The following is a 21,962-nucleotide window of genomic DNA, read 5'->3' on the forward strand; positions in this document are numbered from 1 at the left end:
TCTTATCAATCATTAACTTTATAGTTAGCAATACGATTTTACTTTTTGTTCCTTCCATCCACACTAAAAAACGTACGTTCCCTTTTTAAGTATAAGGGAACGCACGCAAAACATTCAAATACTATTTAGCTTTAAATCCCTTTATTTCCATCATTTATCGAAGACGTATTTCTTATACGCTCTAATCGTCTATTTATTCTTTTACGTAAGAAGTTAAATAGCACTCTTTTGACAAAAATCTTTGTGTTGTTGTATCGCTGAAAAAACTCATCGGGACTTGTAAAAATGCCCAGCTTATCTGTAATAGAGAAACTTTGAATATACGTACTCTGACCGTTAAAGCATAGATTAATATTCTCTTTTTGCTCTACTGCAATACCGTAACCAATATAGCCATTATTGACACAGCTCAGCCTATCCTTTACTTGCTGTAAGTATCTATCATCGATAATAACCCCTTCCAATGCTAACCACTGTTCTTCAACATATACTTCTGTCCAAGCATGAACAACCTTCTCTGGTGCAAAGAAATAAACTAAGCCTGTTAATGCCCCTTTTTGCATTTTTTTATCGATGTAAAACCCTTGAATACGACAAGGTATATCAACTGCTCGTAACAGCGCCATAAGCAGTGTACTTTTCGTGTTACATTGGCCATATCCATCTTGGAGCACCTGTGATGCCGTTATATCATCACCGCTGTTATAGCCAAACTTAATGTCATTCCTCACAAAATCATAAATTTGCGCAATCTTTTCTTTCTCCGATAAATTACGCCAACCTTGCTGTTTCACTACTTTCTGAATACACGGATGCTGAAAGTCTAACATCGGTGTCCTTTTTAAAAATTCATTCAATTCGATCACCCTTTCTAGCTTTACTATAACGGGTGATTCAGCCTCATACTTTCAAATAGATGCTATCTTTTTTAATTGCACTAGGAGTCATACCTAATTTTTCCTTTGCACTCCTTGTAAAATGCGAGGAACTATTAAACCCCGCTTCAATCGCTGCATCTGTCATACTTTCACCACTAAATATGAGTTGAAATGCTCGTTTTATCTTTTCATGCAACAAATAACTCGTTAAAGAAATACCCATTTCCTGTTTAAATAAATGTGACAATCGACTTTCCGATAAATAGATATAACGACTTAGCCTCTTTATCTCCACTTCCTCAAGAGGTGTACCTTTAATATAATCAAGCACTTGTTGAATGCGTGAATCAATCATCGACTGTGATGTCACTACTTGAATAGCCAATGCTTGTTTTAAATTATGCAAAAATGAATCGTACTGTTGATGATTATGTACAGCTTTTATGCGATGAATGGTTGTTAACAGCTCCTGGTGCATCTGCTGAAAAATATAAACACCATTCGTGTCATTTAATTTCTGTCGTAAGTCCTCACCAAAAATAGACTCTGGATTCACCAATAAATATAGTTGCCAACCATTCGTCCCGTGTAATTTATGCGCTTTATTGGAATCAATAATCGCTCCTACAGTATGGAATGCTTGATTTTCTACTTCAAGTGTAAAAGGCTCATCCAACGCAAGCGTTACTTGTATATAATGATGCTGATGAAAATCAGCTTCTATTTTATTCGTAAGAAAAGTAATATGATCTTGAAGGAAAAATAATATTAATTTTTTCTGTAGCATATCGTGCATTCTCTTATTTCACTCCCGTTCTTCAATCCCTCTATTGTTACATTCGATTCGACATTAGTAAATCCCTTTCTCTAACATGGTAGTGCACCTCCTACTATCACTCATAAAGTTTAGAAAAAAGGCAGCCTCGGAAAATGAGCCATTTCCCGAAGCTACCTTAAAATTGATCCTTATTCTAACTTATAACAGTTGTTACATTTTGGTTGATAGGCTTACTCACATGAACATTTGGTATACGATCTTTCCACGGTACAGCTTCCTCTAGTTGCTTACCTAATTGGAGTAAAGTTAACTCATCTGCAAATTTACCTGTAAATTGTAAACCGATTGGTAAGCCTGTTTTACTCATAGCGATCGGTAATGACAATGAAGGCTGTCCTGTTGCATTAAATAAATTCGTAAATGGTGCATATGTGAAAATTTGCTCTGTCCATTCTACAGCATCAATGGATGGATTATTCGCATTTAGCTCACCAATTTTTGCTGGTAATGTAGCAATCGTTGGGCTTAATAATACGTCATAATCTTCAAAGAATGTCGCGACTTGGCGAGATACACCCGCATTAACTGCTGTCGCCTCTAATAACTCACTCGCCTTTAATTCACGCCCATACTCATAACATTTCCAAATAGCTGATTCAATGTATTCTGGCGAAGGCTTCAAGCCACTACCCGCTGCTGCCCCTTGAATCATCATATAAATATTAGCTGTCCAAATGTTCACTGTTGCCTTTGCAAAAGCAGCTTGTTCATATTTCGGTCTTGCCTCTACAACCTCATGTCCTAATTCTTTTAATAATTGGACTGTTTTATGAACCGCTTCTACACACTCTGAATCAACCGGTACATCCGAATTTGGTTCAGTTGTCCAAGCAATTTTTAGCGGTCTTACTTGTGTTTGAATTAAGCTACGATAAGGGGCATGGTTCATTTCTAATTTTGAATAGCTGCCGATATCTGGTCCCGCTACTTGATCAAGTAGTGCAGCTGTATCACGAATCGATTTTGTTACAGCAAATTCGATTGCAATCCCATTTAATAACTCACTATTGAACGGTCCTTCTGGAATGCGTCCACGTGTCGGCTTTAAGCCTACTAATCCGCTACAAGAAGCTGGGATACGAATAGATCCACCGCCATCATTTGCATGAGCTATTGGTACAATGCCACTAGCAACTGCCGCCGCTGATCCACCGCTAGATCCACCTGGGCTAAAATTCGGATCCCATGGATTTCTTGTTGGTCCATAAACAATTGCTTCTGTTGCTGCATTATAGCCGAACTCTGGTGTTGTCGTTGTACCTGATAACACCAATCCTGCTTTTTTGAACCGCTTCATTAGTTCACTATCCACGGGTACTACTGTATTTTCCGCAATACGGCTCCCCATACTGTGAGGAACCCCTTCCGCATGTAATACTAATTCTTTAATCAAAAATGGTACCCCGGCAAAAGGTTGTGTTTCATCTAAATTTGTAACGGCATTGTCTGCTTGCTCTTCAAGAACACTCACTACCGCATTAATCGTTGGATTGACTTTTTCTACCCCTTGAATCGCTAATTGTACAAGCTCTTTTGGTGTCACCTGTTTGTTTTTTACTAATTCCGCTAGTCCCAATCCATCATATGAAGCATACTCTTGCAAATTCATGTAACCACTCCTTCATTTCATGTATGAAAACCATTCACTTCCTACACCCAGTTTAAATACATAAAATAAAAAAAGATATTACCCGAAAGGATAATATTTATTTTAAGAGAATATATAATACATAAAATAGATAAAGTGGTGATTTATTTGTTTACAAAAAATGAGTATGAAAGTATTTTGAAAACGATTTACCAAATCTCGAATATAAATTTATCTCAAAGCAACGAGGGCTTTAAGTACGCTGTGTTACAGTTATTTAGCCAGAACTTACATTTCCATCATACGCTCTTTTGGGAGGTATCAAACGAGCATTTGCATGATACACCCGTACTCTACAATATGGACCAACACACTTTACAAAATTACTTATCTACTTATCAATACTATGATCCTTTACACCCTACGAATATCCAAAAGCAACAATCCATTCAATTAATGCATGAAAATCATGATTGCCCTCCAAAGCATATGGAATACTACAAAAAACATTTTCTAAAGGCAAATGCCTATGATGACGAAATGGTCATGTATATAAAAAAGGAGCAGGAATCCGTCGCAGCAATTGGTCTGCTCAGAAAAGATCATGAGCCACGTTTTAATCAAAAGGACATGTTAACATTACTCTATTTAAAACATACGATCGAAAATCATTATTTGCTACACCAATATACTAAGCCTAGAAGTACAATTTATGTTACCGAACGAGAGGAAGAAATTTTAGAGTATATTTGTAGGGGCTATAAAAATATCGATATTGCCAAACAATTATTCGTCAGTGAAAATACGGTAAAAAAACATCTTCAAAACTTATATCGTAAGTTTCAAGTCACAAGCCGTACTGAACTTGCTATTTCTTATTTGCACTGTAAAAAGTGAAAGCATCTATAAATAAAATCTTTGATCTATGTTAGAATTGCAGGTTCTTTTATTGACAGTTAGAATGGTCAGAATCATGTTTCACGTTTACGGCAATGACTACTTATATTTCAGAGAAGTATTATTCGGATAGTGTAAAAATAAAATTATATTTGAAATTTTCTACCACTCCATATATTATAGTCTTAAGAAAGAATGCCCGGAATAGAACGGGAGAGGTTCATAGCTAATACCCTCTATAAAAAACTATGGAAACATGACAATCTGCCATGTCCATATAGGACGTGGCTTTTTATGTTTTATTCATATGTTTTAATAGAATAATTGGTAGCGCCTCTCTTGAAAAGTGTCGGGAACATTTTACAAGGGAGGTTTTTATATCTGGCTGCAAAGTTGAAACAGGATTAAAAATATAGCTCAGGTTATGGGTCTGAGGCAGTGGAGACAGTTGATAGTCTACATGTAAATCGTAATTATTTCGTACACTAAGGGGAAAATAGCATTTTTTCTTGGGATGCTGTTTTTTCGTTATAAAGGAGTTTTTGAAGGTGAAGCAGGAAAAAGCAATCGTTGTATTTAGTAGAAGTCAGGACAGCATCACTTATCTGTTCTGGGAGGGAGTTTTAAGGCATGTATAATTTTAGAATTGTTGAGAAGCTACAGAAAATAGATGAAGATATTCAAAGAAGTCAATTAAACTATCATTCAAAACGTGTTCTCGTAAGCAAAGAGTTTACCTTTGATGCTGCTCATCATTTACATAACTATGAGGGGAAATGTAAAAATTTACATGGTCATACGTATCGTGTTGTCTTCGGAGTGAGTGGTTATACGGATGAACGAGGCATCATGCTTGATTTTGGTGACATAAAGGAAATATGGAAACAAAAAATAGAAATTCATTTGGATCATCGCTATTTAAATGAAACTCTTCCGCCGATGAATACGACGGCAGAGAATATCGTTGTTTGGATTTACGAAAAGTTGAATGAAGCCTTACTTGATGAACAACTATATAATGGGGCACGCGTGGAATTTATCAGGTTGTATGAAACTCCTACAAGCTATGCCGAAGCGAGAAGAGAGTGGATGAAAGTTGAGTAAAGTACCCGTTATGGAGATTTTTGGTCCGACGATTCAGGGTGAAGGAATGGTAGTGGGCCAGAAGACAATGTTTGTACGTACTGCCGGCTGTGATTATTCTTGTTCTTGGTGCGACTCATCATTTACGTGGGATGGCAGTGGCAAGCATCTGATCGTTCAAATGACAGCGGAAGAGATTTGGTCTGAGTTGAAACGCCTTGGGGGTAACGGTTTTTCATTCGTCACGATCTCAGGAGGAAATCCCGCACTTCTTCGTAATTTGGATGCACTTGTTGCAATTTTAAAAGAAAATAACATAGAGATTGGTGTTGAAACACAGGGAAGTAAATGGCAAGATTGGCTGTATGATATCGATGAACTAACGATTTCACCAAAGCCCCCTAGTTCTGGAATGACGACAGATTTTTCTATGCTCTCAGATATTTTGAGAAAGCTTAGAGATAGAAACAGCCATCAGCATATATCTCTCAAAATCGTTGTATTTAATCAAGAGGATTATGCTTATGCTAAACAAGTTCACCTTCGATATCCGACCATCCCTTTTTATCTTCAAGTCGGAAATGATGACATTACTTCGATGGACAATGCACGGTTGATCAGTCATTTATTAGAGAAGTATCAAACGCTAATCGATCGAGTGATGATGGATGAAGAATTAAAAAATATTAAAGTACTACCCCAGCTGCATGCACTTGTTTGGGGAAATAAAAGAGGTGTTTAGTGCTCAGCTGTAAAACTATATGTAAAATCTAGAACCTCATTTAAATACATTACTAGGAATCTCCCACTTCGATAAGTGGGAGTAGTTCAATGTTTAATCATTCGTTCATTGATTAGACGTTCTTTATCATCCAAATCAAATACACCCGGTGTCCAACTTGGGAGTAGTCCATAGCCTCCAATAATCGTTTCTTCTGCTTCGAATAGAACTGCCTTCAAACGTTCTCCTTCGATATCTTTTCCTTTTAGCTCATAAGAATATTTTGTAACCTCTTCTCCTAAATAGTCACTTAAAAATGTAATACCACTCGCTTCATAATTACTAAGCATTTCATTAGGAATATCTAATATATAGGTTTCCATTTCGATAGACTCTTTTATATCCCATCCTTTATTTAATAAATATACTTCGTGTTCTTCCTTAACAATTTCTTGTCCACAAGCAGAAACAAACAATATTCCGAAAAGCAGTAAAAACATTCTGATTTTCATAGTGGCACCTCCACCTTCCTGAATGATTTTGCATCTTTAGTTGAAGGAGAAAATCCCTAAAAATAACATTTGATACACTATTCAATCTTAGAAATTTTCCAAACATCATTGATTTTTTGAAATTCTACAGTAACAAACGGAATATCCCAACCTTTAATATGCATGCTTGCTGTTCCTTGGTATATAGATGCAGGAACATGTGAAAGCATTTCCTCAAATTTCTCTTCATGATAGGCCAAATCATATGGCCATACAATACTAAATTCTTTTAAGGCTAGCGCTTTCACTGTAGGAACTGTATTATGATCGTCACTCTCTGTAAATAAATACGTTTTTAGCACCATTTCTGGCGATACACCGATTAAATATTGTTCATCTCCCGTTTCTAAATAGCTTGCCATTTGCTCTTGTTCATCTGTTGAAGAACGTTGTACATGTTCGACTTTATAAACCTCTTTTGCTTCTTTAGCCATTAAAATAGGGGCGTTTATCCAATCATAAGAAGCAATAACATAATCAAATGTATCTACTTCCAGTTGTTCTGTTAGCTTCACTTCAAGCAGCTTCCCGCCCTTCTCTTCAAAACCGTTCCTATTCATCCCCGCAAAATAATATTGCTCGAACAGTTTGTCATTTATATATAATTTGCCATTTTCTATTTTTACTCGGTCATTAGGTGTAGCGATGATATTTCCAATCATCGGAACTTTTTGCTTATCATCGAGTACTCCTACTAAATCACCTATTTCTAGGCGATCACTATCTGTCACTAATGTCGTATATACATTAAAATGACGTTTCTGAAATATGTGCTTACGATCATCATAATAGTAAAGCTCACTATTCCATTGATCCATGCCGGCTGCCGACACGGATTCTCCATCCCTCACCATCACATCGTAAATGGTTGTAAATTCAATAGGAGGCGCTGTACCTGTTTCAATTTGTAAAGAATTTGTATTCAGCAACATATAGCTTCCTACTATAACAACAAAAACAAACATAAAGGACGCTACTATCGGTAGTAATCCGGTATTTCGCTTCTTTTCTTTTTGACTTAATACCCTTCTTTTTACACGTTGCTTTTGAGCTGATGAAATCGGTGTTTGCTCTTCTAATCGTTTCTTAAAGTGATTCATGTAAAAGCACCTCCCATTGTGAATCATCTAAATATCCTCTTAGCTCATCTCTTGCTCGTTTTAAGCGGGACCTTACCGTGCTTTCATTCAGTTCAAGTAATTGTGCAATTTGGACAGTTGAAAGCTCCTCAAAATAATACAAAATAATTGTTTCTCGGTATTTCTCATTTAGTTTCATTACTGCCTGTAGCAATGTTGTTTTTTCATTTGAAAGAACAACTTCCTGCTCGGCACTTTTGGCATTTTTAAAAGGCAGAAAAAGCTGCCACCTTTTTTTCTTACGTAAATAGTCGTGGCAACGATTAATCACAATTTTCCTCAAATAATTTTTGAGAGAAGCCTCTCCCTTATATTGTTCAGCTTTTTCATAGAGCGCAATGAAGCTGTCCTGTACAATATCTTCTGCTACGTCCCAGCTTTGTACATAAAAATACGCAAGCCGCAGCAGATGCTCGGTATGCAAATCCATTGCCTCATGTAACAGTTCCTCTCGCATCACATCACCTCATTTTCACGCTATAGACGATAAAAATTGGAATTCGTTGCAAATTTCTAAAATGTTATTTCTAATATCTTATAATGAAACAATTTATTCTATTTGAGGAACTTCCGTATAATATTTCTTAATTTTATACAAACTGAATTTGAAATAAATAATTACAATATAAGGAGAAAAAGAATGACAAGGATTTTAAAATATCTTCCTCTTCTACTGATTCCAACTTTCCTTACCTTCACGCTTTTGGCTAATGCGGAGAAAAATTCAAATAATGATAGTGGAGTTAAAAATACCGATATAGCACAAAAGAATAATGCTGATTTAATTTTAGCTAATAATACTGATTTAACGGCCTTGGAAAATAACGATGATGTAGAAAAAGAATACGAATACAGTCTAAAATATAACTACGAAGAAATTTATGAATTGTTAAACTTAACTGAACAAGAGTACGATGCCTACTGGAAGGAAGGTCTTTCTATAGCAGAAATGGCAAAAAAACAAGGCATTGACAGAGAAATTTTAATGGAGTACTTCGTGACTTTTCACCATAACGTATTAAAAGAATGGCTAGTACGTGATAATGTACCTGAACGTCTTTATTTCACACAAGTATATCGCTTAAAAGATGAAATTAATGATTTCATTGATCGCAACCCGAATAAGCAGTAAATATTAAATAGGTAATGTGTTCCCCTACTTTAATGGGATATTTTTTTAAATGCGATTTTTTCTCATTACAAGTTAACATACAAAAAACACCTTAAATTTTAGAGCATCTCTAAAATTCAAGGTGTAACTGTTAATCCGTCGTTGAAGCACCATAAGCCATCTGTAATAAATTTCGCGAGCAGACCCACAACAGCGGTATAACAAGCAGTGTCACTAGCCCGCCGATGATTAAAATAGTCGATACATTTTGTGTAAATGCTTCTCTATACGGAATGCCTTGCCCTTCCATCAATAACGTAATGGCACTAATGACAATAGAAATGACGGTTAAAGCCACCGCGCTGAATGTTTGACGAAGCCAGTTTAGCACAGCAGATCCGTGACCGCTTAGTTCTTTCGGGACTTGACTCATCCCTGCAGCACTTACTACCGTAAACGTCACCGCAATCCCCATATTCCGTAAAGAAAGTGCTACCATAATAAATACAATGGATGTATTTAAATCAATTTGCCCTAATAAAAACGAACCAATGACCGTCCCCGTAACCCCAACAATACCTAACACAAGCATTCGCTGATGCGAATAATGGTTGCCTGCAAATAAATTAATAATGCCCATACAGATGGCAGCTGGCATGAGGATGAGCCCTGTTTCCAACACGGAGATCCCTCTTATATCTTGTAAATAAATCGGCATAAATAAGGTAGCTGCATACAAGTTAAATAACAAGAAAAAAGAAATGAGTAACCCGTATGTATAGGACGGGATTTTAAACACAGAAAGCTTTAAAATCGGATTTTGCTTTTTAAAACTATCGAACACATAAAACATAATGAGTGCACAGCCAACTAAGAATAGTGAGATGCCTAATACTAGCTGTGTTTCAATGATATTGAGCGAATACACAATCCCTACCGTGCCAAAAACGATGAGTAAAAAACCTTTCGTATCAAAGCGAGACAGTAAAGAGGATTCTTCATTTGCTTTTAAATAATACTTTGAAAGGATGACGACCGCTATACAAAACGGGATATTGATTAAAAATAGCCAATGCCACGATAGCGAACCAACTAAAAAGCCTGCCAATGTTGGACCAACCGCAGGACCAAACATGGCTCCTAATGTCCAGAGGCTTAAAGCAAACGGTTGCTTTTCCCGTTCAATTAATAAATAAATGAGTGTCATACTCGCTGGTACAATAACCCCTGCTGCTAACCCTTGCAAGAAACGGAAGAATATGAGTGATTCAATAGACCATGCCACACTACATAGCAAGGAAGAAATTGCGAAAACGATAATGCCTCCGACAAAAATCTTTGCAAATGTATAACGGTCCCCTAGCCAGCCCGTAATGGGCGCAATTAAACCATTGGCTAGTAAGAAAATACTCGCTACCCATTGAACGGTTTGTAACTCGCTATCGAAAATCGTCATAAATGAAGACAACACAATATTAATACTTGAAGTGCTTATAATCGCCAAAAAGTTGCCAATCATTAAAATGAATAAAATCATTTTTTGTTTCGAAGTCATCACATCAACACCTTTACTTATTCTTTCTATTACAGATTTTCCGAACGAGAAAGCGCATTCCTTTAGATGTGGGATGAAAGTGAGATCAGACAAAGGGGAGCTTATGGCTACCTAAGTTGTCTGAAATGTGCTACACTTTGCTGATAGACAAGTACAAGTCTCTAAAACCATTCCGTTCGTTGATAATTGGATATAGTATGAGGTTGCACGAACTAAATCGCTTCGTGTGTAAAACGATATGTGTCGTCATGCAAAAGACGCTAAAACATAGACGAACAAACAATCTGGCTCGTTTGGTAATAGAACGAGCGCCGTATCTTCTATATGCACTGGATATGGAGTGGTGATGGCACACCGCAATCTTGCACGTCAGCCGTAGCAGAAATGTAATCGGTCTTTGGTAGCAAGAATCCCACTGGTATCAGCCAGCTTACCCATTTATGGGTGGGAGTGTCAATACTCTAAGAAGCATATAAGTATTTATGTAAATTTCTAGGTGCGTATTCAATGATGCAGAAGATCAATCATTATGCTGGCATCTCAGTTGGTGTCGGCGTTGCGTAGCCCTCTTTGTAATATTCGTCAATCGCTTGACGGATTTCTTTTAATGACTTTCCTTCTTGATGCATCTTCGCTGAGCTTAATGCAATCTCAACACATACATTACAACGTGTACCATGGTCATCCCAAACAACTGAACCGTCTTCTTTAATTTCTTGTACGAAACAATTTAAGTTACTTTTATGACCAGCCGATTCTCCGCACCCACAATAGCATGGCATCCATTGTAAAATATCTGGCGCTTGGCCTGCGATTTGATAAGTTGCACGCATTAAATCCGTTTGTTCATCTAAAAATGAAGGTAGAATATCTGCACTCTTCGTTTCCTCTTGTATATCTCCTGTTACATGATCATGCTGTTCATGTCCTTGTTCATCTGTCTCCTGTTGTTTTACTTCATCATTATTACAAGCTCCAAGTAGTAAAGCTGCCGCTAGTAGAAAAGACCATTTCTTCATAAATCTATCTCCTTTGAAAATAACTAATACCATTATCATAGCGTATTTAACCGGCGAATGATAACTTTAGGTACAGGAAGCTAATTGAAAAATAGAGTTACTATAACAAATAGAGGGCTCGGCTTCTAGAAACAGCGCTTGGATTAGGTTCAGCATACACTGCTTAACTATGTAAACGGTTTCTCAATCTGCTTTTGTACTCTAGAATCTGCTAAATTCCCTTAAAAATGCATTTTAAATTGATAATCATTTTCAATAAGATTAATATAATGATAAAGCTCTATATTATTGGAAATTGAAGGTGATGACTATTTTACATCCTAATTCTTTAAAGCATTTTCATCTAACTACGCAGCAGCTGTATGATATTCAAACGGCTTTAGATAAATCGGCTATTGTGGCTATTACAGATTATCGAGGTGTTATTCAATATGTAAACGATTATTTTTGCCAAATATCACAATACACGAAAGAGGAACTGATTGGGCAAAATCATCGAATGATTAATTCTGGCTATCATCCAGCATCCTTTTTCAAAGAAATGTGGGCTACGATTCAGGGTGGGAGCACTTGGCATGGTGAAATTTGCAACAAAGCAAAAGACGGTTCATGCTATTGGGTAAAAACAACCATTGTGCCATTTATCAATGCACAAGGACAACCCTATCAATACATTTCAATTCGAACAGATATTACAGCGCAAAAACAAATCGATCAGATGGCCCATCGTCTTTATCATGATGACTTAACAGTACTTGCCAATCGCAAAAAATTGTTGGAGGATGTAAATTCGCTAAGCTCCTGTGACTTTACGCTATTTTTATTCAATATTAATCGCTTTAAAAGTATTAACGATAGCTTAGGGTATGCGATTGGGGATCAATTTTTAGTCGAAGTCGCAAAACGAGTAAAAACGGTGGATGCTTCTTCACCATATTTTTACCGATTACATAATGACCAATTTATTTACATAACCAAACAAATTGAGCACTGGCAAACTATTGCCGAGCAGCTTCTTTCGTTATTTGAAGATAGTTTTATATTCAATGATTACGAATTTTATGCAACTGCGAGCATCGGCATTGTGCAGCATACTGGACAAATCGATTCGATTCATACGTTATTAAAACAAGCAAATAAAGCCATGCTAGAGGCAAAAAATGCAAAGGGCAATCAATTTAAACGGTATGAGGATGAACTAGAGGAAACAGTTGATCATTCTTTATTTTTTGAAACAAAAATTCGGCAGGCGATAAAAAATGAGGTATTTGAGCTGTATTATCAGCCAAAATTTAATGTCCACAAAAATACATTTGATAGTATGGAAGCTTTAATTCGTTGGCAGGATGCAGAACTAGGCTTTGTTTCACCTGTTGATTTCATACCGTTTGCAGAAGAGCATGGTTTAATCGAGAAAATTGATGAGTTTGTACTGCGCCGCGCAATATCTCAAGTGAACGCTTGGCATAAGACATTCGGCATACAACTAAAGCTAGCAGTCAATATCTCGCCTCGCTTCTTAGCTACCCCGAATTTCTTAGCGACATTATCGAACATTTTAACGGAGGTTAATATTGATCCTCAACTGCTTGAAATTGAAATTACCGAAATGACGATGATGAACTTAAATGACACGTTGTTGACGAAGCTAAAGACGATTCGTGATATGGGCATTTCCATTGCAATCGATGATTTTGGTACAGGCTTTTCCTGCTTAAGCTATTTAAGAACATTACCAATCAATACATTAAAGATAGACCGTTCCTTTATACGGCAACTTAAAAATGAGGCAGGAAAAACAATGGTTTCTTCCATTTTATCGCTTGGTCATGCATTAAATTTACAAGTTGTCGCTGAGGGAGTAGAACGAGAAACAGAGCTTACCTATTTGAAGGAGTTATCATGTGACTATATTCAAGGATACTATTTCAGTAAACCACTCTCTACACAAGACTTCACACGAAAAATAGAGGAAATGCTGAAATAATTAAAAATATATTCCTCTAGGAAAAATATCGAAGCTATTTTGAGGGAACTATTTCAAAATGGCTTCGATTTAAAAGAGGAATTATCGTAGTCTTATACTATAGTGCCTCATTGATTTTGGAATTCCTTTCAACTCAAGTAGCCCCCTATAAATTAAGTGTCTAATGCGATATTCGAAACAGAATAGATCAATATTCCCTTTCATTTGTTCCATTAACTCTACAATGACGATGCTAGTTTGGATAAATTCCTTCCTCTCTTGCTTACTATGTAACTTTTCAATTACTTCAATTATAAATGAATCTATGTGATGTTCAGGTACACCGTGTATTTCACCGTCTATCCAAAAACGTAACACTTCCTTCGTTTGAGTGAGTTTTTCCCATTCCGTATGAAGTTGTATGCGTTTTTCCTTGCATAATGGATTGTCTCTTTTGTGATCCTCAAATAACAGCCCCAAAATATTAGAATCCATTTGACTTGTCTGGAAAACAGGTCGTTCTTCCCCTGGCTTACAATATTTCTCGTAAAGTGCTGTGGAATTGATAAGAAATATTTCATTTGTCTTTTGGCGCAATAAATAAAGTATAAAACGAAGACCCACTTGTTCATTTGCATTATCTCCATACCAAATATAGATTGGAGTATGATGCGGGATATCTTCCATTTGACGTAGTGTATTGGCAAACTTATGTTGATAGTCGTCATCTTCTTGTTCATAGTTGATATTGTCATATAACCATTCATTTCGAAAATTCTGCCCTACTTGTTCATCAAATTTCCATAAGGGGCCAATTGAAAAGGAGTCTGGAAAGCCAATAACCGTTTTAGGGCGAGTTAATCCTACTCGCAAAGCCCCTGCTGCCGATTCTGACATAACAATATGCATAACGCCTTGCTGTTCAGGTAATTTACTAGATGCTCGTAACATATAACGATTTTTTTGAATATGCGTATTTATTTCTTCTAGCATAATGCTCAGTTCATTTTGTCCTATGCATAATCCATTTCCTTCGACCACCTTATGTTCTTCGTGATTGAATTTTTCAAATATAGTATCATTCTCTATTTCATACACCTTCCACATACCACTTGTTAGTAAATCTTCTTTAGTTAAATAATCCTCCGATTCAATTTGATAAACCATCACGACATTTGTTTCGATTGAAAAGTACATAAATGGATAGTTAGCTCTTGTTTTGATAACACTCAACCCTTTTTCCATTATTTTACCACACGAACTTCTAAGCATGATTTTGCTTCTTTAATAAAAAGTATCTCCGTTAGTTGCGTAATCAACTTTAAAAACAAAAACGTGAATGAAATGAATAATTAGCATTGTGATATGACACATTACATATAGGAGGTGGAACAATCATGTCTAGAATAATTGGTGTTGAACAATCATTAACAAACGTTGAAGATGCTTTAAAAGCAAAAGGTTATGAAGTAATTCAGCTTCGTAATGAAGAAGATGCAAAGAAAGTGGATTGCTGCGTAGTGACAGGACAAGATACAAACGTTATGGGAATTAGCGACCCAGTCACTTCAGGACCTGTCATAGAAGCTAGTGGTCTCTCTGCTGACGAGGTTATCCAACGCGTAGAGAAATTTTTCCACTAACATGATAAAAATGGTGCTGCCTCGGACTTTCAAGGCAGCACCTATTGATTATACATAACACTCGATGCTGTCATATTTACAATCAGAATAGTTGCTTTTGTCTAGTCTTTATCAATTACATTTATGCTATTCATTGATGCAACTTCTTACACATTCACTTCCCTATTCAAAGCGTTTAACTGCCCAAATATTTAACATTGAATCCTTCTGCATATAAATGTTTTTCTCAACCGTTCCCGGTATTTTATATGAAATAGTTGCTTCTGTTTCACTCACCATTGTGACTGTACGATAATTTGTAAGTGAAAATAAAACAGGTTGATAGCCAAGAGGAATCGTTGCACTACCAAAAACCTCATCGATTCGTGTATTGGATAAATTTGATATTAAGATAAGGTCGAGAAATTGCTCGGGTCCGTAATCTTTCGTTCTAAAAGTACTTAATTGTTTGACGTGAAAAGTTTTGATTATTATATTGTTTTGTGCGAGAAATTTATTTAAATAATAAATTATAGTGTCGGATAATTTGTATTTAGTGTGTCATTTAATTTATTTATTTTTCCATTCATTATTTCAACGAAATTAGGCATTATAGTATTTATATGTTATAATTTACTTTTACTATTTATAAGGACGTGACGATTTTGATTAAAATTGAACTACCAAAACCGGATCTTGTTATCCGCCAACGTGAACAAGTACTAAAGCCTGGTGATGTGGAAATTACACCGTATTTCGGCTTCATCGATTTCCATAAGATTACACGTGACAAAGGCGGTATTTTCTTTTTCTACAATCAAGAAAATGAATTACTATTTGTCGGCAAAGCGCGTAAAATCCGTCAACGCATTAAAAAGCACTTTGAAGATAACGTATCACCAATGAAAAAATACCGTGATGAAATTCACAAAATTGAAGTATACGAAATTGAAGATCCAATGGAACGCGAAATTTACGAAACTTACGCTATTAATTCGTTAAGAGCAAAGTATAATATCGATAAAGTGTTTTATTAATATTCCCTAGTGTTTTTAGACTCAGAATCCTTGATAAAATAAGGGTTTTGAGTTTTGTTTTTTAGTGCTTTTATTCTCGGCATCATTTTGGCATCACCATAAAAAATACTACCTCAAACCCGAGATAGTCTTTTTCATGTCTTGTATTTAAAGCACATTATTTCACACAGCGTAGTTTTTTCTTAAGTTTATAAGAGCGCTACCCTCTAACGTTTAATCATTTATTTATGCTTTATTATTGTTCTTTTAGCTTTCTTAATAATTCTTGCTGTAGCTTTTGTATCAGATTCTTTACTCCAATTTTCACAAAGCGTTATCACAAAATCAGGTTGGGTTTTACTAGCATCATTTAACCAATTTCCTACAGAATCTTGTACATACTTTGACGAATCTGATTTTAGTTGATTAAGAATAGGGAGCGCTTTATACGGATTTTGTTTTAACATTTCAATATGTTTTGTCCAAACTCCACGAGGACGAATCACTTCTACGCAAAACCTACGTATGTTTTCATCATCACTTTTTGCCCATTCCGTCAGCAATTCTATACTTTTATCAAGGTGTTGTGATAAATCTTCCCTAATTGACATCCATGAAATTTCTCGAACACCAAAATGATGATCCGCAGCAAAAGGATAAATGTATGCTAGTTTTTCTTCTAAAGAAATGTTATGGTTTCTACTCATAAAAGCTGCCCAACAACGAACACTATCAGATGGATGATTCGAGAATTTCTTGATGAAATATTCCCTCTTTTGCTCATTTCCTTCATCTATGGCTTTATCCAACAGTTCACCCGTTAAACGAATAGCTTTCATTCCAGATTCAGCATCCTGTTTCAATGTTTCTGATATTATATTTTCTAATTTATGTTGTAATCCTACGCTAGGTAAAACATTTTTCAATAAAGTAGTATGATTTACAGCTAACCACTCCGTTAGATTAACACTCTCTATTTTCCCTTGATTCAACAATATTTGTATTTCTTTTGGGATGTCACTAACCTTTCTAGCTCCTTTTCTTGTTAATATATCTTTATGAATTTGCATAAATAGATCCCCCCTCTATGAATTAAAGTTCATGCAAGTTATCCTCTATAATTTGAATGCTTTAAACTAAGTGTATTATACAAATATATTTTTGTTTATTTAAACGTACTTCTTTCTTCCATACTGGTAAATTCACAAGAACATTACTGTCTGTTTTATGAGGCTGTTCCAAAAATCGATAATTGATCGATTTTTGGGAGGCCTCCTTTTTAGTGGTTGAAGTCACTCTACCTTTTAATATTTACATGTAAAGGAACTATTTAAACTAATGATGGGGTTAGTACGAATAAAATATGATTAGGTTCATCACTCTTGTTCAAAAATCGGTGTTTAACATTTGGTGGAATGCGTACGACATCTCCTTCATCTAAAAAATATTCGGTTCCTTCCAGTTCAACATATGCTTGACCTTTCATAACCACAGCGATCTCTTCTTTATTGTCATGTGAGTAATGACTCTCTGTAGTAGTAGTATGTGCATTCAAATCCATCATTAAGAGTTCAATATGTGCCTTCATAAAATCTGGTGTTAATACATCATAGACAATATGGTCACTATTTTCACGATATACTTTCTTTCGATCTTGCTTTCTGGAAATGAGGGAATCTGTATCAATTTCATTAATAAACAGAGTAAAAAGTGGCACGTTTAGTGCTTGTGCAATTAACTCTAGTACATTTAACGACGGATTCCCATGTCCTCTTTCAATTTGGCTAATAAGTGATGTGCTAATTCCTGCATAATCAGCAAACTCACGAATCGTCATACCATTCTTCTTACGATAGTTTAATACTGTTTGCCCTAAGCGAAGATTTTTCATAGCAAATGCCCCTTTTAAAATAATGTATGTTTGATGTCTTTTGTGCTGACATACTAAACATGGAGAAATAGTGCTTTTTTCAATAACATAAATATTTTATACTTACGTTTGTACATTATAATACATTAATTTTATTATAGTAAACATACATCAAGGGGGAGCAGTATTGAAATCACCACTTATTTCTTACACGATTTTATTTTTAGGCGTATTTGCATTATCTACTTCAGCAATCTTTGTGAAATTAGCAGATGCACCTGCGACAATTACAGCATTTTATCGGATGCTTTTTACAGCAGTAATGCTTTTGCCATTTTTATTAGTAAATAAAAAGAACCTTAAAGAATTACGTTATTTGTCAAAAAAACAATGGGGTCTTGGATTACTCTCAGGTTTATTTCTAGCAGCACATTATTTATTGTGGTTTGAATCATTAAATTACACTTCAGTAGCAAGTTCGACTGTCATCGTTACATTACAGCCACTTTTTTCAGTGGTTGGCGGTTATTTTCTATTCAAAGAGCGTTTTAATAAAGGTGCTATAATAGGCTGTCTCGTAGCGATTGCCGGAAGTATCGTCATCGGATGGAAAGATTTTCAAATTGGTGGACAGGCATTATTTGGCGATATACTTGCTTTTATTGCAGCAGGTGTTATTACGGCCTACTTCTTCATTGGCCAGCATGTTCGTAAAAGTTTATCTCTAATTCCTTATTCAATCATCGGTTATACCAGTAGTGCACTATTTTTAAGTATTTTTGTTTTTAGCCAGCAAACTTCTTTCGTTAATTATTCCACACAAACATGGTTGTCCTTTATTGGATTAGCGTTTATTGCAACGATATTAGGGCAAACAATTTTTAATTGGTTGTTGAAATGGCTAAGTACCTCAGTTATTTCAATGAGCATATTAGGAGAGACGATTGGAACTTGTATACTCGCTTATTTCATTTTAGATGAGGTTATTTCTTTACAACAAGGTATAGGAATCGCACTCATCTTAATTGGTCTAGCATTATTTTTACTAGAGCAAAGAAATAACAAATAAATAATAGAGAAATATATCAAGCGTGTTGATTTCCACTACGGTTGACTCGCTTTCCGCAGGCACGGTTTCAACTAATTTATTTCGGCTCGTGCTTTTCTTGCAGGAGTCGAGCCGCCTTCGCTCCAATCAACGAGCAATCGCCTTTTATCAACCATTCCATAAAAAATCACGCTAATTACCTACCGATATTTTTATAATCAACACACCTGAAAATATATATAAAAATAATTGGAGAAAGGAGGCATTAATTGAAGCACTTCGGGCACTATTACTTAACAATGAGTAGTCGCTTTTTTACTAATAGATCCGAATAGTTCTTTAAATAACTAGATGTAAATTAATAAAAAACCTAGCATCCTTTAAGGGGTCACTACCACTTGGTGGAAATCCAAAAACCGAACCATTACATTACGGTGAAGTATTTAGTGTATGTATGTGCCAACCTCCCAGCAGACTATGATCTAATTGCTGGATACCAAACATTTTATAATCATACTGGCGATGAAGATTTAAGAGAAATGATTGAGGATATCATCCAAGTTTTAAGAGACGAAGTAAAAATGTTAGAAAACATATTAAAAAAGAATGGTGTCGGATTACCACCTGCACCACCTGAGCGTCCTGTAGCAAAACTTGAAGATATCCCTCCAGGTGCGAAATTTAACGATCCTGAAATTAGTGCCGCACTAACAGCAGACATGGCTGCTGGTTTAGTAGCATGCAGTCAAGCTATGGATATGTCTACTAGGGAAGACATCGCTCTCATGCACGGTCAATTCCATATGAGTAAAACACAACTCGGTGCTAAACTGTTACGCCTTAATAAAAGTAAAGGTTGGTTAGTTCCACCACCATTACATGTAAATTACCCTGAAAAAGATTAAATTTTTAAACGTATGATAAAACACTCTTTGTACAGACTAATTTTCGGGAGGTGAAATCCATGACAAACAATAACAACCAAAATTCTAATCAAAACATGAACGTGGAATTCGGAACTGAAACTGATGTTAACCAAGTTAAACAACAGATTCAACAGGCAGAAGCGAAAAAACAACAAGCTTCTGGTTCGAATGCAAATTATAGTAGCGCAATGAACGTGGAATTCGGAACTGAAACTGACGTTAACCAAGTTAAACAACAACTTCAACAAGCTGAAGCGAAAAAACAACAAGCTTCTGGTCGATTTGCAAATAACAGTTACCAAAACGGTAATAAATAAGTTACTTAGCATCCCCAACCGGCAATCTTTTTTGCCGGTTTTTTGTTTTCCATCTTATTGTTGATTCATACCCTTAATTAGTTACTTAACAACATGTTTCTTCTAGGAAATTGTACCCCTATAAATCATACCACTTCTTCTCTGCATCTCAGAAATAAGGTAATTTTGTGGGGTTTAGATACTTTTTAATCATGTTAACATTACATTGTTTAACAATTGATAAAATGCTTTATTTAAATAGAAATCCCCCGCTGATGCGAGGGATTTCTTCATTTTATACCGGGCTAACACCGTGTTTACGTTGGGTGAATGTTAGCTCTTTTGATTTGTATGCATCTAAACGATTTTCTAATGTAGCGCGAAGCTCATTTGGCTCAATGACGTCGTCGATAATTAACTCTGACGCTAAACGGTACACATCGATTTCCTCGCGATACTCGTTGCGGCGCTCTTCAATAAATGCCGCTTGCTCCTCTTTCGGTAATGCCGCAATTTTGTTCGCATACACCGCATTCACTGCTGCTTCTGGTCCCATTACCGCAATTTGTGCACCCGTTAAAGCAATACATACATCTGGCTCAAATGCCGGGCCAGCCATCGCATATAAGCCTGCTCCGTATGCTTTACGAACGATTACTGTAATTTTTGGCACGGTTGCTTCACTCATAGCGAAAATCATTTTAGCGCCGTGACGAATAATACCAAGCTTCTCGACTTGTGTCCCAATCATAAATCCTGGTACATCCGCTAAGAAAATTAATGGGATATGGAATGCATCACATAGACTAATGAATTTCGCTGCTTTATCGGCTGAATCATGGAATAATACGCCACCTTTTACACGTGGTTGGTTCGCGATAATCCCTACTGATTGTCCGTTAATGCGCGCAAAACCTGTAATGATTTCAGCAGCAAATAATTTCTTCACTTCACAGAACGAACCTTCATCGATAATGCGATTGATTAAATCATGCATATTGAACGGTGCATTTTGGTTTTTTGGAATGATGTCATCAATCGATTTTTCAAAAGTAGCCGGCAATTTTGGCGCTTCCACTTTTGGTTTGTTTTTAAAGTTATCTGGGAAGTAACTAATGTACTGACGTGCGTAGGCAATTGCTTCTTCTTCCGTTTTTGCTAGTACGTCACCACAACCTGAAGTAGAACAATGCATTTTTGCACCGCCCATCGTTTCAAGATCTACCTTTTCACCGATCACCATTTCTGCCATACGTGGCGAACCTAAGTACATCGATGCATTGCCCTCTACCATCACGACAACGTCACAAAATGCTGGGATGTACGCGCCACCTGCTGCAGATGGTCCGAACAATAAACAAATTTGTGGAATACGACCTGACAATTTGACTTGATTGTAGAAAATACGCCCTGCCCCGCGACGACCTGGGAACATTTCAATTTGATCTGTAATACGAGCACCTGCAGAATCTACTAAATACAGTAAAGGAACGCCGAGTTTTTCAGCCGTTTCTTGAATACGAATAATTTTTTCAACTGTTCTTGCGCCCCATGATCCAGCTTTAATCGTTGAATCATTTGCCATTACACATACAGTTCGACCGTGAATTTTTCCGATACCTGTTACGACACCATCTGCAGGTAAGTCGCCTGCAAGTATATTGGCAAACGCTCCATCTTCTACTTGTAAACCTTCATCGAATAATAGCGCAAGTCGATCACGAACGAATAATTTTCCTTGCTCTGTATTTTTAGCGTGGTATTTTTCATGTCCGCCTTTTGAAATAACCTCTTTATATTCTTGATGCTTGTTTTCAACTGAAATATTTGTCATTTCT

The 21,962-nt window shown here is 36.2% G+C and carries 20 protein-coding genes, 2 pseudogenes and 1 riboswitch; of the genes and pseudogenes, 10 read left to right on the plus strand and 12 right to left on the minus strand.

Annotation, left to right across the window (positions count from 1 at the left end; all coding sequences use genetic code 11):
• Window positions 1-131: 131 nt before the first annotated feature.
• The 3 genes from ACQQ2I_RS10895 to ACQQ2I_RS10905 form a co-directional block, all read right to left on the minus strand.
• A complete protein-coding gene (locus ACQQ2I_RS10895; RefSeq protein ID WP_431026821.1) occupies window positions 132-866 on the minus strand; it encodes a transglutaminase-like domain-containing protein in 735 nt (244 codons plus the stop codon).
• Between the two features lie 34 nt (window positions 867-900).
• Entirely contained in the window at window positions 901-1,665 is a 765-nt protein-coding gene (locus ACQQ2I_RS10900; RefSeq protein WP_431026822.1) for a helix-turn-helix domain-containing protein, read from the minus strand.
• A gap of 184 nt (window positions 1,666-1,849) precedes the next feature.
• Entirely contained in the window at window positions 1,850-3,325 is a 1,476-nt protein-coding gene (locus ACQQ2I_RS10905; protein WP_431026823.1) for an amidase, read from the minus strand.
• Between the two features lie 147 nt (window positions 3,326-3,472).
• Here ACQQ2I_RS10905 and ACQQ2I_RS10910 point away from each other — a divergent pair, with 147 nt between their 5' ends.
• The 3 genes from ACQQ2I_RS10910 to queE all read left to right on the plus strand — a co-directional run bounded on the left by ACQQ2I_RS10910 (window position 3,473) and on the right by queE (window position 6,026).
• A complete protein-coding gene (locus ACQQ2I_RS10910; protein ID WP_431026824.1) occupies window positions 3,473-4,201 on the plus strand; it encodes a response regulator transcription factor in 729 nt (242 codons plus the stop codon).
• Between the two features lie 209 nt (window positions 4,202-4,410).
• A riboswitch (PreQ1 riboswitch) is annotated at window positions 4,411-4,457 on the plus strand.
• Window positions 4,458-4,831: 374 nt separating this feature from the next.
• A complete protein-coding gene (queD, locus tag ACQQ2I_RS10915) occupies window positions 4,832-5,305 on the plus strand; it encodes a 6-carboxytetrahydropterin synthase QueD (RefSeq protein WP_431026825.1) in 474 nt (157 codons plus the stop codon).
• Window positions 5,298-6,026 (plus strand): 7-carboxy-7-deazaguanine synthase QueE, encoded by a 729-nt coding sequence (gene queE, locus ACQQ2I_RS10920; protein ID WP_431026826.1) that lies wholly within the window; start codon window positions 5,298-5,300, stop codon window positions 6,024-6,026. Before queD ends, queE begins: the two co-directional genes overlap by 8 nt.
• A gap of 86 nt (window positions 6,027-6,112) precedes the next feature.
• On the opposite strand, the gene ACQQ2I_RS10925 is transcribed toward queE, so the two are convergent.
• The 3 genes from ACQQ2I_RS10925 to ACQQ2I_RS10935 form a co-directional block, all read right to left on the minus strand.
• Window positions 6,113-6,517: a DUF4830 domain-containing protein gene (locus ACQQ2I_RS10925; RefSeq protein WP_431026827.1), complete on the minus strand. Its 405-nt coding sequence runs from the start codon at window positions 6,515-6,517 to the stop codon at window positions 6,113-6,115.
• A gap of 77 nt (window positions 6,518-6,594) precedes the next feature.
• Window positions 6,595-7,656 carry a S26 family signal peptidase gene (locus ACQQ2I_RS10930; RefSeq protein WP_431026828.1) on the minus strand — a complete coding sequence of 354 codons (1,062 nt, stop codon included), beginning with the start codon at window positions 7,654-7,656 and terminating at the stop codon, window positions 6,595-6,597.
• Complete coding sequence (locus ACQQ2I_RS10935; RefSeq protein WP_431026829.1) at window positions 7,643-8,152, minus strand: RNA polymerase sigma factor; 510 nt, start codon at window positions 8,150-8,152, stop codon at window positions 7,643-7,645. Before ACQQ2I_RS10935 ends, ACQQ2I_RS10930 begins: the two co-directional genes overlap by 14 nt.
• A 183-nt stretch (window positions 8,153-8,335) precedes the next feature.
• On the opposite strand from ACQQ2I_RS10935, the gene ACQQ2I_RS10940 reads away from it, so the two are divergent.
• Window positions 8,336-8,827, plus strand: coding sequence for a hypothetical protein (locus ACQQ2I_RS10940; protein ID WP_431026830.1), 492 nt, complete (start codon window positions 8,336-8,338; stop codon window positions 8,825-8,827).
• Between the two features lie 130 nt (window positions 8,828-8,957).
• Here the strand turns inward: ACQQ2I_RS10940 and ACQQ2I_RS10945 are convergent, their stop codons facing one another.
• Together ACQQ2I_RS10945 and ACQQ2I_RS10950 are read right to left on the minus strand one after the other, a co-directional pair.
• The gene (locus ACQQ2I_RS10945) at window positions 8,958-10,361 is read right to left on the minus strand and encodes a DHA2 family efflux MFS transporter permease subunit (RefSeq protein WP_431026831.1); all 1,404 of its coding nucleotides are present in this window, start codon (window positions 10,359-10,361) and stop codon (window positions 8,958-8,960) included.
• A gap of 527 nt (window positions 10,362-10,888) precedes the next feature.
• Window positions 10,889-11,380 carry a PCYCGC motif-containing (lipo)protein gene (locus ACQQ2I_RS10950; protein WP_431026832.1) on the minus strand — a complete coding sequence of 164 codons (492 nt, stop codon included), beginning with the start codon at window positions 11,378-11,380 and terminating at the stop codon, window positions 10,889-10,891.
• A gap of 304 nt (window positions 11,381-11,684) precedes the next feature.
• Here ACQQ2I_RS10950 and ACQQ2I_RS10955 point away from each other — a divergent pair, with 304 nt between their 5' ends.
• Window positions 11,685-13,367, plus strand: coding sequence for an EAL domain-containing protein (locus ACQQ2I_RS10955; RefSeq protein WP_431026833.1), 1,683 nt, complete (start codon window positions 11,685-11,687; stop codon window positions 13,365-13,367).
• 81 nt (window positions 13,368-13,448) lie between these two features.
• Here the strand turns inward: ACQQ2I_RS10955 and ACQQ2I_RS10960 are convergent, their stop codons facing one another.
• Window positions 13,449-14,591, minus strand: a complete 1,143-nt coding sequence (locus ACQQ2I_RS10960) for a DUF1835 domain-containing protein (RefSeq protein ID WP_431026834.1) — start codon at window positions 14,589-14,591, stop codon at window positions 13,449-13,451.
• Between the two features lie 152 nt (window positions 14,592-14,743).
• Here ACQQ2I_RS10960 and ACQQ2I_RS10965 point away from each other — a divergent pair, with 152 nt between their 5' ends.
• Window positions 14,744-14,989: a YkuS family protein gene (locus tag ACQQ2I_RS10965; RefSeq protein WP_431026835.1), complete on the plus strand. Its 246-nt coding sequence runs from the start codon at window positions 14,744-14,746 to the stop codon at window positions 14,987-14,989.
• 644 nt (window positions 14,990-15,633) lie between these two features.
• Entirely contained in the window at window positions 15,634-16,005 is a 372-nt protein-coding gene (locus ACQQ2I_RS10970) for a nucleotide excision repair endonuclease (RefSeq protein WP_391370670.1), read from the plus strand.
• A gap of 221 nt (window positions 16,006-16,226) precedes the next feature.
• On the opposite strand, the gene ACQQ2I_RS10975 is transcribed toward ACQQ2I_RS10970, so the two are convergent.
• Window positions 16,227-17,054, minus strand: coding sequence for a DNA alkylation repair protein (locus ACQQ2I_RS10975; RefSeq protein ID WP_431026836.1), 828 nt, complete (start codon window positions 17,052-17,054; stop codon window positions 16,227-16,229).
• Window positions 17,055-17,314: 260 nt separating this feature from the next.
• Window positions 17,315-17,875 carry a helix-turn-helix domain-containing protein gene (locus ACQQ2I_RS10980; protein ID WP_431026837.1) on the minus strand — a complete coding sequence of 187 codons (561 nt, stop codon included), beginning with the start codon at window positions 17,873-17,875 and terminating at the stop codon, window positions 17,315-17,317.
• Between the two features lie 166 nt (window positions 17,876-18,041).
• Here ACQQ2I_RS10980 and ACQQ2I_RS10985 point away from each other — a divergent pair, with 166 nt between their 5' ends.
• From ACQQ2I_RS10985 to ACQQ2I_RS10995, 3 genes and pseudogenes are all read left to right on the plus strand, one after another.
• Window positions 18,042-18,923 carry a DMT family transporter gene (locus ACQQ2I_RS10985; protein WP_431026838.1) on the plus strand — a complete coding sequence of 294 codons (882 nt, stop codon included), beginning with the start codon at window positions 18,042-18,044 and terminating at the stop codon, window positions 18,921-18,923.
• Between the two features lie 340 nt (window positions 18,924-19,263).
• Window positions 19,264-19,807 (plus strand): annotated as a pseudogene (locus ACQQ2I_RS10990) (DUF3231 family protein).
• A 47-nt stretch (window positions 19,808-19,854) separates the two neighbouring features.
• Window positions 19,855-20,145, plus strand: a pseudogene (locus tag ACQQ2I_RS10995) (gamma-type small acid-soluble spore protein); the annotation flags it as partial.
• 274 nt (window positions 20,146-20,419) lie between these two features.
• Here the strand turns inward: ACQQ2I_RS10995 and ACQQ2I_RS11000 are convergent.
• Window positions 20,420-21,958: an acyl-CoA carboxylase subunit beta gene (locus ACQQ2I_RS11000; protein ID WP_431026839.1), complete on the minus strand. Its 1,539-nt coding sequence runs from the start codon at window positions 21,956-21,958 to the stop codon at window positions 20,420-20,422.
• Window positions 21,959-21,962 lie beyond the last annotated feature (4 nt).

The organism is Lysinibacillus sp. LZ02, assembly GCF_050613145.1.
In the GTDB taxonomy this organism is placed as follows: Bacteria; Bacillota; Bacilli; order Bacillales_A; family Planococcaceae; genus Lysinibacillus_B.